The organism is Mucilaginibacter sp., assembly GCF_025362475.1.
Lineage (GTDB): Bacteria > Bacteroidota > Bacteroidia > Sphingobacteriales > Sphingobacteriaceae > Mucilaginibacter.
Genome location: NZ_JANYGH010000046.1, coordinates 58,323 through 73,711, shown reverse-complemented (window position 1 = coordinate 73,711; position 15,389 = coordinate 58,323). Strand labels below are relative to the sequence as shown.

The 15,389-nt window shown below is 42.3% G+C and carries 16 protein-coding genes; 6 read left to right on the top strand and 10 right to left on the bottom strand.

Annotated elements, in window-relative coordinates:
• Positions 1–169: 169 nt before the first annotated feature.
• From Q0R88_RS15145 to Q0R88_RS15115, 7 genes are all read right to left on the bottom strand, one after another.
• Positions 170–655, bottom strand: coding sequence for a hypothetical protein (locus tag Q0R88_RS15145; RefSeq protein ID WP_295717531.1), 486 nt, complete (start codon positions 653–655; stop codon positions 170–172).
• A gap of 36 nt (positions 656–691) precedes the next feature.
• Positions 692–1,756, bottom strand: coding sequence for a relaxase/mobilization nuclease domain-containing protein (locus tag Q0R88_RS15140; RefSeq protein WP_295717528.1), 1,065 nt, complete (start codon positions 1,754–1,756; stop codon positions 692–694).
• The gene (locus Q0R88_RS15135; protein ID WP_256541649.1) at positions 1,753–2,133 is read right to left on the bottom strand and encodes a hypothetical protein; all 381 of its coding nucleotides are present in this window, start codon (positions 2,131–2,133) and stop codon (positions 1,753–1,755) included. Before Q0R88_RS15135 ends, Q0R88_RS15140 begins: the two co-directional genes overlap by 4 nt.
• Positions 2,134–2,301: 168 nt before the next feature.
• Positions 2,302–3,159 carry a toprim domain-containing protein gene (locus Q0R88_RS15130; protein ID WP_295717523.1) on the bottom strand — a complete coding sequence of 286 codons (858 nt, stop codon included), beginning with the start codon at positions 3,157–3,159 and terminating at the stop codon, positions 2,302–2,304.
• Positions 3,160–3,329: 170 nt separating this feature from the next.
• Positions 3,330–3,677, bottom strand: coding sequence for a hypothetical protein (locus tag Q0R88_RS15125; RefSeq protein ID WP_295717521.1), 348 nt, complete (start codon positions 3,675–3,677; stop codon positions 3,330–3,332).
• 126 nt (positions 3,678–3,803) lie between these two features.
• Complete coding sequence (locus tag Q0R88_RS15120) at positions 3,804–4,754, bottom strand: hypothetical protein (protein WP_295717519.1); 951 nt, start codon at positions 4,752–4,754, stop codon at positions 3,804–3,806.
• A gap of 92 nt (positions 4,755–4,846) precedes the next feature.
• Positions 4,847–6,211, bottom strand: coding sequence for a site-specific integrase (locus Q0R88_RS15115; protein WP_295717516.1), 1,365 nt, complete (start codon positions 6,209–6,211; stop codon positions 4,847–4,849).
• 184 nt (positions 6,212–6,395) lie between these two features.
• On the opposite strand from Q0R88_RS15115, the gene hemW reads away from it, so the two are divergent.
• The 3 genes from hemW (at position 6,396) to Q0R88_RS15100 (ending at position 9,338) form a co-directional block, all read left to right on the top strand.
• Positions 6,396–7,517: a radical SAM family heme chaperone HemW gene (hemW, locus tag Q0R88_RS15110; protein WP_295717513.1), complete on the top strand. Its 1,122-nt coding sequence runs from the start codon at positions 6,396–6,398 to the stop codon at positions 7,515–7,517.
• A gap of 198 nt (positions 7,518–7,715) precedes the next feature.
• A complete protein-coding gene (locus Q0R88_RS15105) occupies positions 7,716–8,264 on the top strand; it encodes a fasciclin domain-containing protein (protein ID WP_295717511.1) in 549 nt (182 codons plus the stop codon).
• Between the two features lie 192 nt (positions 8,265–8,456).
• Complete coding sequence (locus Q0R88_RS15100; RefSeq protein ID WP_295717510.1) at positions 8,457–9,338, top strand: cupin-like domain-containing protein; 882 nt, start codon at positions 8,457–8,459, stop codon at positions 9,336–9,338.
• 631 nt (positions 9,339–9,969) lie between these two features.
• On the opposite strand, the gene Q0R88_RS15095 is transcribed toward Q0R88_RS15100, so the two are convergent.
• A complete protein-coding gene (locus Q0R88_RS15095; protein WP_295717508.1) occupies positions 9,970–10,944 on the bottom strand; it encodes a phytanoyl-CoA dioxygenase family protein in 975 nt (324 codons plus the stop codon).
• A gap of 127 nt (positions 10,945–11,071) precedes the next feature.
• Here Q0R88_RS15095 and Q0R88_RS15090 point away from each other — a divergent pair, with 127 nt between their 5' ends.
• The gene (locus Q0R88_RS15090) at positions 11,072–11,935 is read left to right on the top strand and encodes an AraC family transcriptional regulator (RefSeq protein ID WP_295717506.1); all 864 of its coding nucleotides are present in this window, start codon (positions 11,072–11,074) and stop codon (positions 11,933–11,935) included.
• Positions 11,936–11,960: 25 nt separating this feature from the next.
• Here the strand turns inward: Q0R88_RS15090 and Q0R88_RS15085 are convergent, their stop codons facing one another.
• On the bottom strand, positions 11,961–12,449 hold the full coding sequence (locus tag Q0R88_RS15085; protein WP_295717503.1) for an adenylyltransferase/cytidyltransferase family protein: 489 nt from the start codon (positions 12,447–12,449) through the stop codon (positions 11,961–11,963).
• Between the two features lie 28 nt (positions 12,450–12,477).
• Complete coding sequence (locus Q0R88_RS15080) at positions 12,478–12,897, bottom strand: DUF4440 domain-containing protein (protein ID WP_295717500.1); 420 nt, start codon at positions 12,895–12,897, stop codon at positions 12,478–12,480.
• A gap of 154 nt (positions 12,898–13,051) precedes the next feature.
• Here Q0R88_RS15080 and Q0R88_RS15075 point away from each other — a divergent pair, with 154 nt between their 5' ends.
• Positions 13,052–13,930, top strand: coding sequence for a carbohydrate kinase (locus Q0R88_RS15075; RefSeq protein WP_295717496.1), 879 nt, complete (start codon positions 13,052–13,054; stop codon positions 13,928–13,930).
• A gap of 280 nt (positions 13,931–14,210) precedes the next feature.
• Positions 14,211–15,308, top strand: coding sequence for a VWA domain-containing protein (locus Q0R88_RS15070; protein WP_295717493.1), 1,098 nt, complete (start codon positions 14,211–14,213; stop codon positions 15,306–15,308).
• Positions 15,309–15,389 lie beyond the last annotated feature (81 nt).

The window sequence follows — 15,389 nt, the reverse complement described above, 5'->3', positions numbered from 1 at the left end:
GTTTGGTAATCCATCACCACTCTTGTCGGTTCACCGCTTTCGTCTGTCAAAATTTGTGTTTCCATACTCTTATCCATCGTTAATCAAATTTACTAATTTTTTTGGTTGTTTGATAGGGCAGCCGCCAAAACCGCTGCCCTATATTTAATGGGTTCATGGCAGAATTGAATTAACGGACGTGGGTTAAATTCATATAGTGCCAGATCAGCATAATGGTGCCGACAGATGTTACCAGCCCAATCAATCCAAAGACGATCCATGAAAGCACCGCTTTGTATTGCTCAGGCGTTTTTGCATCTGAGAATAGCTGAAGTTTCCGTGTGATCGGTGCCGGTCCTCTGTTGATCGTCTCTCTGATCGCAACAAAGTCTGTAGACATGCTTTTAGTAATGCCCGCAAGCCCGGCAGTAATGGCTTCCTTTGCCACTGACAGATCAGGAGCTGGCGCAGTCACTTTCATATTGGCCAGCTTGGTTGCAAATTCTTCTTTTTGCTTCTTGCTTTCAGTGAACAATCGTTCGATCACGGTGTCTTTTTCCTTAATCGCTACTGCCTGAGTTTCCATGTATTTCTGCATTTTTTCTTCATGCTCGAAAATATTTTTGAGCATATCCGTCATAGTCACTTCATCGATTGCTGTTGCTTCATTCTTCATATTATCATTAATTAATGGTTTTACAATTCAATTTCCCTACCTACTTATGTGGTAGCTTTGATCCTCGCCTAACTTTTTCTTCTTCTTTTTGCTTGGCGTTTCCGGTTCTTCTTCCGGCATGTTTTGAAGCAGGCCTGCAAACAATTCGCCGCCAGATGCCAGCGCTGCCCTTAAATAATGCGTTTCCGGTTCCCGCTTCAAATAGGTTTTCTGCTCTTTTTGCTCATTCTCGCTAATCACTTCCCGTAACTGATCGGCCAAACTTTTGGGTTGTTCCTGCTCATACGCTTGACGTTGATCGCGGGCCTGGTTTTTAGCCTGCATTTGCTGTACCTGCCGCTGTGTCTGCTCCTGCCGGATTTTCTTTTCGATGTCGGCCAGGCTGTAACCAACCTGGCTACCTTTGAACCTGACATGCTGCTGATCGGTAAAAGCGATACCTCGCCCAAGTTCCACCTGGTAGCCTTTCTGCTCCATATAGCTTTTGAGTTCCTTTACGCTTTTGCATTGCTTAACCGCCTTAGCCAAATGTGCTTTTAAGTGTTCCTTGCGCTGATCCACCCGCTGGCTTTGCGCTACTCGCTGCTCTGGTTTCAGGAATTTGTTAGGGCTCAGCACTTTGGTCAATTTGTAACCTTGCTCCATCCGTCTACAATATTCAGCCATGCGCCGATAGCTGTTACTGTCGCTCGCGGTCGGCCCCTCTAAACCAATCCGGTTGGCAACAATATGCAGGTGTTCATGCTCAGTATCGGCATGGGTAATCACTACGTATTGTCTATCTGCAAAATCAAACTCTTTGGCCAGTTCCTGGGCAATATCGCTCTTATCCTGTGTGCTGAGTTTACCATTGTCGGCCAGGTCAAAACTGATACTAGCGTGGAACACGGGCTTGCTGACATTCGGGTTCAATTGCGCTACCTCTACAAATTGCCGGATCAGCTCTTTCTTGTTGCCAAAGCACTGGTTATAATAAATGACCTCCGCCTGCTTCTTTTCCATTTCCAGCTTTTGCTGTTCCTCATTCTCCTGCAACCGGCCTTCATGCAGGTAGCTCATGCAGCCGCGAAAACTTTTACCTGTAGTGATTTTCCCTATCATGCCAAATAATTCTTAACCTCTTTTACTATACTCTGCAAGCCTCTAACTTCCTGGTTCAGCAATGCTCTGTCGAGCGTATTTAAATCTTCACCCTTGTTCCGCTTCCTGGCGATCTGATTTAAATTGGCCGCCATGTGATTTAAGGTGCCGGTAAATTGCAACACTTCCTTCGGCAAAGTCTTCACCGTTATCCGGCCATTTAATCCTACCTGACGGAGATAAATTGATACGTTTGTCCTGGCGCGTCTGGCATTGGCCTGTATCATCTTTTTCTCTATGATATTACACATCACCGTCAACTGACAATCTCTTTTTATTTGCGCCTTCGGGCGGCCACCCTTGTTTACTACTCTTACTTTCTGTGTCTCCTTCTCCATTTGACTTACTTTAAAATCAAGGCTGATAAAGCATCAATCTGTCTCAATAAATTCTTTCCAATCCCCCCAAATGCGATAGCATGAAGGGGGCCAGCGAGTTTCGGCAGGGCCGAAACATAGCTGGCTCTGCAAAAAGCGAAATTGCCGACGCTGCCATGCCGATCCCTTTCATAAGCCCCCCCTACTCTGCTGCTGAATTTTGAGATAGGCATTTAGGTCTTTATAGCCGCTATAAAAGCGGCTGGCATCCTCTACATTCGGAATTGTTTGCTTAATGAAAGCCATCTCTTTTGCTGCCGCCTTATCGTGATCCAGGTACAATTTGGCAGCAGGACGTTGTTGCAAAATCTCCAAACTTTTGCCCACAAAGCTGAGTGAATTCAACACCAGGAAATCGCCAGGCATATCGCGGCCATTTAGTGTTAGCAAAGACAGGAAATCTGTAAAGCCTTCAAATACGTGAACCGTGTCTGCTCCTTGATCGATGTAGGTCAGATCTTTGGGGGACGAGGATAATTTAAGCTGTGCATTACGCAGTTCGTAGCCACCCGAGTTGTTTTTAAAGCCGATAGCCAGGTAACGCTGCTCGTTCAATGTAAATAGGACTTCCTTGCACCACGCTTTAGCCGTGTAATAATCTATTGCACGCTCATGTAGGTATTTTACCAATGTCAGGTTTTGCAATTCCCCAGCCTGGATGATCTTTATTTTATGCTCTGGTTCAGCCTCCGTTTCTTTTACTCGCTGGTGAAAAGAAAGAGAGCGATCTCCGGCGCTTAACCGGCTTAATAATTGTTCTACTGTACATTGATGTAGCCGAATACCCAAGTCTATGAAATTCCCACCGGCCCCTATGCCGTGGTCAAACCATGCATTGAGTTGGGTATTAACCTTAAAAGACGCTGTATTTTCCTCCCGGATCGGAGAGAGATACCAATGGTTAACCCCTTTAATATATTGTGGCCGGAACCCGCATTGTGCCAGATAATCGACTATCGAAATTTGCCTGGCTTCGTCGCAATTCATTTTGCGCATAGGATTAAAGATTTGTTCAAAAATTTGTTGATTAGCTTTTTTTCATCGGCAATACGACGGGTGCACAGCGGGTGAACCTGTGTCGGAGACCGGGCCGGTTACTGCCGCCATTCGGACCGGACGCAATTCGCGTAGGAGATGGTCGACTAATGGAGCACCTGTCATTTACGTCGCGCCCTCCGTTTAAACACAAAATCATCCGCCTTTGCAGTTATTTCCTCATAGGTTAGTTTTTTATGGGACATCAGCCACTTGAGAATTTCCTTTCTGGAAAAACGGACACCGCCAGAGGGCATGGCGATATAGGGAATTTTGCCTTTCGACTTTAGTTGGTAGATAGTTTGCCGGGCGTATCCGGTAGTTTTTTCTGCCACTTCGTAGCCACCAATTTCGTCGTCATCCTCGGACGCCTGTACAGGTGCGGCAGGAATTGGAGTGAACTCTTTTAGAATTGTAATGAGATCGGAAACCTTCAGATCTATTACACGGGTGTTTTCATTTATGTTCATTTGCATTCCGTATTGATTTCGGAAGCAAATAAATAGCATAAAATAAACCTATACGAACGGTTGATCGGTATCGAATGACCGTACTTATATTAAATCTTTAAGTATTATCAAAGTTCGTGTTTTAACCTAATTTTTGAGCGCTTGTTTATACACATCTGTGTATTCTGCCGAGGTGGTAATATAACGCTGCCCCTCCAGAAACACTAAATCCTTTTCGGGATTAAGGACAAAAATATCACGTAGAAGTTCGCGATTTTTATGATGCAGGATATTTGGGGAAAGCACTCTGTATTCTTCAATACAAAACCGAAGAAAACCCGCAAGGGACTTATTAGCTGCATTGGCTTGGACTGCTGCAATAATTTTAATTTTGCCCTCATCAAATTGAAAGAGTTCGCCATTTTTACTGCCTTCATTCAGGCTGATTAGGAATTGTTTAAAGGCTTCCTGCCGTTCCTCTAAAGTCTTTCCCTGCAACCAGAAACTGTAAAAGGAAGTTCCATTAATTTCATCAAATGAACTGGTAAATTCAGATTGACTCGCGATTTTTAATTTCTTTCTCCAGTCTTTGCTGATCAAAAGAAAATAAATTTCGTCACGAACCTTTTTCTGTTTTACCGAGAGCGTAACGCTGCCAAAAAAATATCCGCCTATTGCAACGATGAGGGCGGCTAAGATCGATATTGAAACCGCTATAGGAGTGGATTTAGTATTGCCATAATATAACAAATAAATGATACAGCCCATAATTGCCAAAGCATAAACAACTAAAAAAACATAGTGAAATATCAGGGTATGTATATAGAATAAACGCAGCTTTTGGGATTCAGCGTCCGTCATTCCTTTAAAATTATTTCTTATCTGCGCCAGGCGATCTTCAAAATTAAGGTTGCCATAATAGTCGCCAATTTCCTCCCGCCAATTTTTGTAACTAATGGATAAGATGAGTTGTACCGGCACAATCCATAGTCCCAATACAATACCACAGATTATAATTGCCAGGCGAAACTGAGGCACTAAACTGTAGAGTAAGCAAAATATAATGACGGCAATAATTTCTATGAATATCTTTTTCATCTAACAAATTCTGAAACCTTATTTCATTTTCCCATATACAATTTCAGCACAATCTTGTGTGATTTCGGATATTGAACTAAACTACAATTCAACTATCTATTTTTAGTAAACGTGTTTTCTATAATCTTAAATTCATCCAAAGTTGGGTTAATTACATCAGTATCAAAAACGGAATCGCGTTCATTCCAGTATGTAAGTCCATCGTGCTCAACATCACCAGGCAGACCGACTAACTGCAAACTTCCATCATCGAACATTTCGACTACCGCTATTAATTGGTCAGAAACCGGCTTTACAAACTTAAAAGCATCAGGGAAATTGGGATGTTGTTTCTTTTGATAACCTATTGAAAGCAGATAGTTTATAATGTTATCTACTTCGATTAATGGCGGAAATTTTAGCATTTCAATTTTTTTCTTCTGGTCAACAATTTTAGCATATACCTGTGTCATTTCAATTTTGCTGTGTCCAAGTATTTCCTTGACTGTGAAAATATCCATGCCGAACGTTAGTCCAATAGTAGCGAACGTATGCCTTGCAGCATGAAAGTGCAGATTTTTCTTTAGCCCTGCTTCCAGTGCCCAAAACTTCAGGTAAACATTAACTACCTGGCTCGATGGCAAATCCCAAAAGACTTTCTTATTAATATGATGCTTTGGTAAATTTTCTAAGATCGATTTGGCATCATCAGTCAGTGGCACCCGGACAATTTTTTTTGTTGTTTTAGCAGGCCGAAAGGTAATCTGGTTATTTTCAATTTCACTATAAACTAATTTTTTTACGTCAGAAAACCGCAGTCCGGTGAAACATGAAAATAAAAACGCATGCCGGATTTGACTATTCCCTCTTTTAGGAATAAAATTAGCTAGCGTCCTAACCTCTTCGATGGTGAGGGTAGTCCGTTCGGTATCGCCTTCTTCTACGATCTTAAACGAAGTAAAGGGCGAAGCGGTGATTATGCCTTTAACTAAAAGCTTGTTGAAATGTTGCCGAAAAACCGACAAATAAGCATTAGTCGTATTTCTACTGACCTGGTTAAGCAGGTAACTTTGAAAGTTATCTAACAATTCGTCATCCACGTCCTGTATCAGAACATCTCTTTTAGGGAAATACCTTTTCAGGTGTATAATAAGACATTCCAATTTATAATTAAATTTTTTGGCCAAACATTGATCAAAATAATCTAATAGGTTATAATTTATTTTGGCAGGCTGCTTGTAACCATTGTCCGAAAAATTCAATTCATTCTCTCTTTTATTGCGGAGGGCGTTTATAATTTTAAGATTATCTTTATCTGACTCTGTAACCCGGGTTCCCGGAACGAAATAGTCCTTACCGACATAAATCTTTAGAAATTCATAATTGCGCTTACCTTTGCCCTCTACAGTATTAGAGTAAATATCGAGATATGCACTAAATTTACCACTGCTAAGCTTTTTATATCTGATCGTTACCATAATTTATTTGTTACTTGTGTTACTCATCATATATGAAAAGTAACATGTGAGTAACAAAAATAACATAAAATAAAGTCAACCGCAAATAAATAAAAGAGAAATAATTAATATAAAATACTGAAAATGACTAATATAGCTACTTTATCTTCTTTTACTTTACTCTCGTTTATTTACTCTTAAAAGCATGGCAGGCATTTACATTCATATTCCTTTTTGCAAGCAGGCATGTCATTACTGCGATTTCCATTTCAGCACATCGCCAAAGTATAAGGACGAACTTGTGCAGGCCCTGGTAAGCGAGATCAGGCTGCAAAAAAACTATTTAAACGGCGAAACGGTAGAAACCATCTATTTCGGCGGCGGCACCCCATCGGTGTTAGCAGCCGATGAGATCCACCTGCTCATCAATACCGTTACGGAGTTTCACACCGTATCATCAACGGCCGAAATTACACTGGAGGCTAATCCTGATGATTTGGATGTGGCTAAAGTGAAAGCTTTGCGCCAAACAGATGTAAACCGTTTCAGCATTGGCATACAATCATTTTTTGATGAAGACCTGGTTTGGATGAACCGGGCACATCGCAGCCGGGAATCAGAATCGGCAGTGAAAAGAGTACAGGATGCCGGTTTTGAAAACATTACCGCCGATTTAATATATGGCTACCCCCTGTTAACCGATACCAAGTGGAAACAAAACCTGGATAAGATGTTCGAGCTTTCCATTCCGCATATTTCGGCATACTCCATGACGGTGGAACCGCAAACCGCGCTTGCCGCTTTTATCAGCACAAAAAAGCAACCTCCCATGAACGATCAGCAAAGCGCCGCCCAGTTTATGGTGCTGATGCAAGCCATGGCCGACCATGGTTTTGAGCATTACGAGATCTCGAACTTTGCCTTGCCCGGTCAATATTCAAAACATAACTCCAATTACTGGCAAGGTGTAAAATACCTGGGCATAGGCCCATCGGCACACTCCTACAACGGCGAAGTAAGGCAGTGGAACATTGCTAACAACGCCAAATACACGCAAGCTATTGTAACCGGTAAAATACCCGCCGAAACAGAGACACTGACCGAAGAGAACCGCCTGAATGAATACATCATGACTTCCATACGTACCATGTGGGGACTTGACCTGGACAGGCTTAATACAATAGCAAAAGGCTCTTCTGATCAATTACTGATTTCGGCAGGAAATTATTTCGACAGGGAGTGGATCATCCAAAAAGATAATACCATCTTTCTTACGTCTGCCGGTAAATTATATGCGGATAACATTGCCGGGGGATTGTTCTTTTAACCCATATACCCTAAAAAGGTGTAAGAAACATCTTGCCTCTTTAAATCCAACTCCACTAACTACCCGTATCTTCTTATAAATAACAAAACAACTAAAAGCCGGTTAAACGTCAAGAGCTCGTGACAGTTTAATCAGCTTTAAAAACAACCAACCAGGCACCTTTGTGCTATTTAACCACATTTATAAGAAAACACGACAATGAAAAAATTAATCATCGCTGCATTTGCAGTAGCAGCTTTAGCAGTAACACCCAAAGCAAACGCGCAAAATAAAATGGTAGGTGGTGCGGCCATGTATCCCACTAAAAATATTATTGAAAACGCTGTAAATTCAAAAGATCATACCACGCTGGTAGCAGCAGTAAAAGCCGCGGGTTTGGTTGAAACACTTTCATCTGCAGGCCCATTCACTGTATTTGCACCAACCAACGAGGCTTTTAATAAATTACCGGCTGGCACTGTTGATAACCTGGTAAAACCAGCTAACAAAGCAACGCTTACCAAAATTTTAACCTACCATGTTGTTGCAGGCAAATTAAGCGCTGCGGATTTGGTAGCCAAAATAAAAGCAGGCCATGGTAAAGCCGAATTAAGCACAGTAAGCGGTGGCACTTTAACCGTTATGGCGAAAGGCAAAAAACTTTACCTGGTTGATGAAAAAGGCGGCAAATCATGGATTACTATTGCCGATGTAAACCAAAGCAATGGCGTAATACATGTAGTAAATACCGTTTTAATGCCCAAATAAGTTCTTTACAGCAGACGGGGTTAATACTAACCCGGTACTGTAAAACCAAAAACAAAGGCCGGATGCATTTAGCGTCCGGCCTTTGTTTTTGCAAGGAAATTATACCATTTGAAGTTTTATTTCGTTCCTTTGTTTACTTTTTGGTAATATGAAGTAATTGTTAAAATAAACACACCCGGAAAGCACCCCTATATGAGTTTTATACTTAACCCGATTGATACCGTTGAAAATATTTCTCCCGAGGATTTTAAGAAGAATTATTTAAACCCACGTCGCCCTTTGGTAATTAAGGGACTAACCAAAAGCTGGCCTGCCCGTGAAAAATGGACCCCTGAATATTTAAGAGAGGTTGTTGGCAAAAAGGTTGTGCCTTTATATGATAACTCCAAAGCTGATCCATCAAAACCCATCAATTCATCAGCAACAGAAATGCCTTTTGATGATTATATTGATATGATCCGCACCCAACCTACCGAGCTGCGTATCTTCTTCTTTAATATATTTAAACAGGCGCCGCAGTTATTAGATGATATTGTACTACCTAAAGACCTCATGGGTGGCTTTTTAGAAAGCATGCCGGCCATGTTTTTCGGCGGCTCAAACTCCGTAACTTTTTTACATTACGATATTGATCTTCCGCATATTTTCCATACCCATTTTGGTGGGCGTAAACATGTGATCCTGTTTGAGAATAAGTGGAAACGCCGCTTGTACTGTATCCCCAACGCTACTTACGCGCTGGAGGATTATGATGTACAAAATCCTGACATTAAAAAATTTCCGGCCCTTGATGGTGTGGAAGGCACCGAGGTATTCCTGGAGCATGGCGATACCCTGTTTATGCCAACCGGTTACTGGCACTGGATGAAATACATCGACGGATCATACTCCCTAAGTCTGCGCGCCTGGGATGCATCATTAACCCGCAAAGCTGCCAGCTTATACAACCTGGCTATCAAAGGCGGTGTTGATAGTGTACTAAAGATGGCCTTCAAAGAAAAATACGCCAAATTTCGCGAGGAACTGGCCGTTAAGTGGGCTAATAAAGAGCTTGCAGCCGGCAAACCTTTATAAGGTTAGGTTCGCGTTTCGGGATGCCTGTTACGAGCTTTTGATAAAGAATTATTTATAGCGATGGGGTTTCCTCATCGCTATTTTTGTTTTTGTCTTGTCTGTAAAAGTTGGCTGTGAGGACACAGCCAACGGGTATCGGTGTAGATGTTCGGAAGATTTGTTAACGGGTTTTCAATTCCCTCCCTCGGGAGGGGCGCGGCTGTAATGTGCGCAATGGCAGGGAGGGGTTTCGCCGACATCCATCTGCGACGTACCTGAACGCCTGATTTAACCCCTACCTTCCCTTCCCCGAGGAAGGAATCGCACATTGCCCCTACTTTTTTATGCCTTCCGAACATATATAGTGTACTCTCAGCCAACGGTTATCGGTGTAAGTGATCGGAAGATTTGTTAACGAATTTTCAATTCCCTCCCTCGGGAGGGGTGCGGCTGTAATGTGCGCAATGGCAGGGAGGGGTTTCGCCGACATCCATCTGCGACATACTTGAACACCTGATTTAACCCCTACCCCCCTTCCCCGAGGAAGGAACCGCTCATTACCCTTACCTTTTTATATCTTCCGAACAGCTAAAGTGCCCTCACAGCCAACGGGTATCAATACGTCAACACAAGGCACGGAGTCGCTTTTATTCTACCACCTCTCCAACCCTAAAAGCTTCTTCCCTAAATCAGTAAGCTCTGCAACAGGGTTTTGTTTTTCCCGCTCCATCGGATCGCCGGGGAAAGCGTAGCCTTGCATGGCTTCACGGCTTTGCCAACTGTTAATGCGCCATTGCCTTAATTCTTCGTTATCTTCCTGTGCGGGCATCATGGCTATGTATTGGGCTATCCTAACCTTATCATTGCTGGTGTTGGGGCGGATGCCATGTGGCTGCAGGCTATTAAATATCAGCAGGTCGCCTGCTTCCAGTTTTACTTTAACAATATCAAAACCGGTGGTGTCGGGTTTGTAATGGTCGCGGTCTTCGGGCTGGGTAAGTTTCCAGGTATCGTAAGTACGGTACAATTCCGGGATGCACTGAAAGCCACCCATATTTTCATCTGTTTGATCGGCAAGGGCTAAAACACCCTGTACATTTTGTGGTTTTGTTTCGGGATCATAATCCCAGTGTATAAATCCCTTGTATTCAAAACCCGGCCTTAGCGGAAAATTCAGATTAGCCCTGTCAATAGTTACCCAAAGCTTTTCGGTTCCCCATATATCAGCGAATGCTTCATGTACTTTTGGATACTGGCGATTATCCCACAAAAATTGTTGGTTATAAATTTCTACCATACCGGTATTATTTAATTCGGTCATTTGCATTTGGGCGTTTGGCTTTTTATACCAGGTTTCTATATCATGGGCATCCTTACCTTCGTACTCCCACAGGTAATCCGCCAGTTTTGCAACCTGCTCTTTAGGCACGGCGTTTTTAATGATCACGTAACCATTCTGTATCCAAAACCGCCAGTCATCTTCAGTCAATAAGCGCAATGGCTCGTTGTTTTTACGCTCGTTAAGGCGTATCTGGCTTGATTTTGCTGTTGATGGGTTACCGGGTATTTCCTTATGAGCGTTTTCGGGTCCCGGATTCATGGTCATGGTGGCGTTTTCGGTTTTCATAATTTGTATTGATTTAATAATTCAAATGTAGGGTGATGACCATACCTGCCTATTCTGTATAATGACCAATATTTGCTCTGTATTGACCAATTAAGTACATTTATATAAAATATGATTACAATACAGCATGAACAAGATAGAACTGGAGAAAGTAGAATTTGAACCGGGCAAATCGTTTAAGCTTTTTTCGCCGCGGTTAAGGAACACCTTCCTGTGGCATTATCATCCCGAATACGAATTGGTATATGTGGAGGCCGACGCCGGAATAAGGCACGTAGGCTCACATATATCCGGCTATACCCAAAGCGACCTGGTTTTAATTGGCAGCAACCTACCCCATTTAAATTTTGATTACCGCCTCAGGAGCGAATATCACCAGATAGTAGTGCAGCTTAAAGAAGATTTTATGGGAACATCGATGGCTATAACGCCAGAATTTGCCGGCATTAACCAACTATTTAAAATAGCCGCCAATGGCATAGCTTTTCATGGCGATACCAAAGCTATGGTTGTGCAAAAGCTGAAACAACTTTCGGCATTGAGCTCTTTTAAACAACTATTGGAGTTGATGGAGATTTTTCAGATCCTGGCCAAATCAAATGAAATGACGATTTTAAATGATGACGACTTAAGTCTGCAATTCTTTTTAAAAGATAAGATAAGAATGGGGGCTGTTTATGAATATATCGACAGCAACTACAACCTAAACCCCGATGTAAATGTAGTGGCTGCCAAAGTTAATTTTACTACAGCTGCTTTTTGCCGGTACTTTAAAAAACAAACCAATATTACCTTTACCGATTTTGTGAACCAATACCGGGTTGACGTTGCCAAAAACCTGCTCATGCAAGATAAAAACGTTACCGAAACCTGTTATGCCATAGGTTTTGAAAGCTTATCCTACTTTAATAAACTCTTCAAAAAAATAGTTGGTGAAAACCCGTCGGATTTTAAACGCAAATGGGTTAGTAAGGGTAAAGAAAATTTATAGCCTTACTATTATAAATAAGGCTGTTTTATAAGGATCGCTGTTTGCTGTAATAAGCTTTTACAACATCGGGCAAAAAAGCCTCATATACCGCGGGGTTATTCAAAAGCTGCGTGGCCGAAACAGGTACCATTTTACGGGGTTCACTAAAAATAACGCTTTCGCAATTTAAAAACCTGCACATGTAAGCGCCATACGGTTCCGAAGCAAAGATCACATCAATGGGTGGCAATTTTACCTGCAGATAATTAGCCCAAAGCCGGGATACCCCATCTGCCGATGCAGAAGTGTTTGGAGATACCGCTTCGTCGTAATTCAATAAAATTGATTTTACCTTGCTGTTATTTTTATATACCTGCTCAATCCACTCCAACCTTTGGCTACCTGCAATAGGTTCATCATCACTGGCGCTCACCACAACAAACAGCTCGTCGCAATGCTCCAAAGCAAAATCAATTAAGGCAGTATGTCCAATATGCAAAGGCATAAACTTTCCAATAACCAAACCTGTTTTCATACCCTGATTATAAAGTAACGGGCCAAAGTTAAGAAGTATGGTCACATACTATCTTCCATTCTCCTTTAATTTTCTTAAACCAAAGGGTATAATACCCACCCAGGTCGCCCTTAACCCGCTTAAGGTGCCATCCGCCCAAAACAAAAGCGTTAGCAGCATCCAGTACTTTTACCTGCATTATGGTAAATTTAAGCTGCCCCATAGCGGCTTTACCCGGGTAACGTCTTTTATAATTATTAAGCGTAGTTTGCCAGCCATAGGCAGGCGCGGTTTTACCTACAAACACCAACGAGTCTGATTTCCAGTATCCCTGCATAAAACCTTCCACATCCGCCCGGTTCCAGGCCAGCTCCTGATTATGCATTACGGTTAATATCGCTTGTCTGTCCTGCGCGTGCGAGAGAAAAGAACTTAGGATCAAAAAGAAAGCCAGGATGAGTTTTTTCATAGTTTGAAGATAGGAATTTTGTTTGAACCGGGATTTATCGAAATTATAAATTAACAGAATGATAAAAAACTCTAAAATTCTTTAATTCTACAATTCCGGTTCACACAAAAAATCAGCTATATTTGAATTTCACTGCCTAACAAAAACTTACTCTATGAAAAATCAGGTATTAAGCTTCGGCGAAGTTTTATGGGATGCTTTTGGCGATGGTAAAAAAGCTGGCGGCGCGCCAATGAATGTAGCCAGGCACCTGGTACAGCAAGGCGTAAAAGTAGCCTTTGCCAGCTCTGTTGGCATGGATAGCAGCGGCGATGCGCTGATTGGATTCCTAAAATCAAACGATCTTTACTCTGATCTAATCCAGCTGGATGATGAGTTTCCTACCTGCGAGGTTACCGTACAACTGGATAAAAACAACCAGGCAACCTATATCATTCCCCAGCCCGTTTCATGGGATAATATTCAAACTACGGCTGAGCTTAACGCTGCTGCAAAAAAAGCATCCGCCATTGTTTTTGGCAGCCTGGCCTGTAGGTTAACCACCACGCGGGAAACCTTGCTTAACCTGCTTGATGAAACCCCCGCACTTAAAATTTTCGACGTAAATCTACGTCCCCCTCATTTTACACTTTCAACCATAGAAACCCTGGTGGCGCGTGCCGATGTGGTGAAGATGAATGAAGAAGAAGCCAACTTGCTTATAGGTGGCAGCAATAATTCATTAAAAGACCAGATAGCAGAGTTTCGTTCCAAATATCATAATCAAACCATTTGTGTAACGCGTGGCGAACACGGCGCCATAGTTTGGCATGATCATGAGTTTTATGAAAGCCCCGGCTGCCCTGTAAAAGTGGGCGATTCGGTAGGTGCCGGCGATGCATTCCTTGCCACTTTCATTAGCGGTTTATTAGCCAAGCAGCCCATGCAACAGGTTGTTGAAAGAGCTTGTACGGTGGGTGCCTTCGTTGCCAGCCAGCGTGGCGCAAACCCTATTTACCCACCAGAGTTGCTGAATAGCCTGGCCTATATTTAGGAAGAAATTCAAAAAAAATTCATGATGTAGGTTTGAAAAAACCTTTTTGTCATCCTGGAACGCAGTGAAGGATCTGTTATTCGCCATACTTCTCCGCCCTGTACAGTCTCCGAATAGATGCTTCACTCCGTTCAGCATGACAATGGGTTTAAAGAATCCTGTCATCTGAATCTGCATATCCTACAAATTGTCATACTTACCTAACAATTTACTTTAATCCCCGGCACTCCAAACTTTTAAGAATAATTATCCGTTTCTTTATATTAAGAAAGGACGAAATATGCGCGGTTTTGGATTTTCCAAATTTATACCCATCCAGATCCCTAAAGGCGGATTTGAAGAATTACTGAAATTATTCCTGGAATTGCTCAACTATACTTCGGGCGATGCAGGCGAAGCTTTAGCCTGGCTTAATGAGCTTGATAAACAATACAACCTTACCAACGATGATTATGGTATGGGCGATTTTATCGACGAGCTGAAACAAAAAGGCTACCTAAGCGATGATCAGCAAACAGGGGGCTTTAACATTACCGCCAAAACGGAACAAAGTATCCGTCAGTCGGCATTGGAAGAGATCTTTGGCAAACTTAAAAAATCGGGCAAAGGCAATCACATTTCACCTCAATCCGGCCAGGGCGATGAAAAAAACGCAGAGCGCCGCGAGTTTGAGTTTGGCGATAGTTTGGACCAGATAGACATGACCCAATCTATTCATAATGCACAGGTAAACCACGGCATAGGTGATTTTATGATGACCGAGCGTGATCTGGAAGTAGAGGAAATGGACTATAAAACCCTTACTTCTACCGTGCTGATGATTGATATATCGCACTCCATGATTCTTTACGGCGAAGACCGGATAACCCCGGCAAAAAAAGTGGCCATGGCCCTTGCCGAACTCATCCGCACCAAATACCCCAAGGATACTTTAGATATTGTTGTATTTGGCAACGATGCATGGCCTATAACCCTGCAGGATTTGCCTTACTTACAGGTTGGCCCTTATCATACCAATACTTATGCTGGTTTAGAACTGGCTACCGACTTGCTGCGACGTAGAAAAACGCATAACAAGCAAATTTTTATGATCACGGATGGTAAACCCACTTGTTTAAAAGAGGGTACCAAGTACTATAAAAACAGCATTGGCCTTGATAGAAAAGTGGTGAACAAAACCCTTAATATGGCTGCACAGTGTAAGCGCTTAAAAATACCTATCACCACTTTTATGATAGCAAAAGACCCCTACCTGCAGCAGTTTGTGCGCCAGTTTACAGAAACTAACGGCGGCAAGGCTTTTTACAGCTCATTGAACGGCCTCGGCGAATACATTTTTGAGGATTACATTAAAAACAGAAGAAAAACAGTGAGATAGTTTTTAGTCGGGAAGCCCGAAAGTCCGGGAAGTCCGAAAGAAGGAAAACTATTATAAAACTTATATTGATAAAAAAACTTT

What these genes read in the sequence shown, in the direction of transcription:
- Q0R88_RS15115 (WP_295717516.1), bottom strand. Translation starts at nt 6,211, where the DNA reads ATGGTAACGATCAGATATAAAAAGCTTAGCAGTGGTAAATTTAGTGCA.
- Q0R88_RS15080 (WP_295717500.1), bottom strand. Translation starts at nt 12,897, where the DNA reads ATGAAAAAACTCATCCTGGCTTTCTTTTTGATCCTAAGTTCTTTTCTC.
- Q0R88_RS15140 (WP_295717528.1), bottom strand. Translation starts at nt 1,756, where the DNA reads ATGATAGGGAAAATCACTACAGGTAAAAGTTTTCGCGGCTGCATGAGC.
- hemW (WP_295717513.1), top strand. Translation starts at nt 6,396, where the DNA reads ATGGCAGGCATTTACATTCATATTCCTTTTTGCAAGCAGGCATGTCAT.
- Q0R88_RS15105 (WP_295717511.1), top strand. Translation starts at nt 7,716, where the DNA reads ATGAAAAAATTAATCATCGCTGCATTTGCAGTAGCAGCTTTAGCAGTA.
- Q0R88_RS15135 (WP_256541649.1), bottom strand. Translation starts at nt 2,133, where the DNA reads ATGGAGAAGGAGACACAGAAAGTAAGAGTAGTAAACAAGGGTGGCCGC.
- Q0R88_RS15145 (WP_295717531.1), bottom strand. Translation starts at nt 655, where the DNA reads ATGAAGAATGAAGCAACAGCAATCGATGAAGTGACTATGACGGATATG.
- Q0R88_RS15085 (WP_295717503.1), bottom strand. Translation starts at nt 12,449, where the DNA reads ATGAAAACAGGTTTGGTTATTGGAAAGTTTATGCCTTTGCATATTGGA.
- Q0R88_RS15075 (WP_295717496.1), top strand. Translation starts at nt 13,052, where the DNA reads ATGAAAAATCAGGTATTAAGCTTCGGCGAAGTTTTATGGGATGCTTTT.
- Q0R88_RS15130 (WP_295717523.1), bottom strand. Translation starts at nt 3,159, where the DNA reads ATGAATTGCGACGAAGCCAGGCAAATTTCGATAGTCGATTATCTGGCA.
- Q0R88_RS15090 (WP_295717506.1), top strand. Translation starts at nt 11,072, where the DNA reads ATGAACAAGATAGAACTGGAGAAAGTAGAATTTGAACCGGGCAAATCG.
- Q0R88_RS15095 (WP_295717508.1), bottom strand. Translation starts at nt 10,944, where the DNA reads ATGAAAACCGAAAACGCCACCATGACCATGAATCCGGGACCCGAAAAC.
- Q0R88_RS15125 (WP_295717521.1), bottom strand. Translation starts at nt 3,677, where the DNA reads ATGAACATAAATGAAAACACCCGTGTAATAGATCTGAAGGTTTCCGAT.
- Q0R88_RS15120 (WP_295717519.1), bottom strand. Translation starts at nt 4,754, where the DNA reads ATGAAAAAGATATTCATAGAAATTATTGCCGTCATTATATTTTGCTTA.
- Q0R88_RS15070 (WP_295717493.1), top strand. Translation starts at nt 14,211, where the DNA reads ATGCGCGGTTTTGGATTTTCCAAATTTATACCCATCCAGATCCCTAAA.
- Q0R88_RS15100 (WP_295717510.1), top strand. Translation starts at nt 8,457, where the DNA reads ATGAGTTTTATACTTAACCCGATTGATACCGTTGAAAATATTTCTCCC.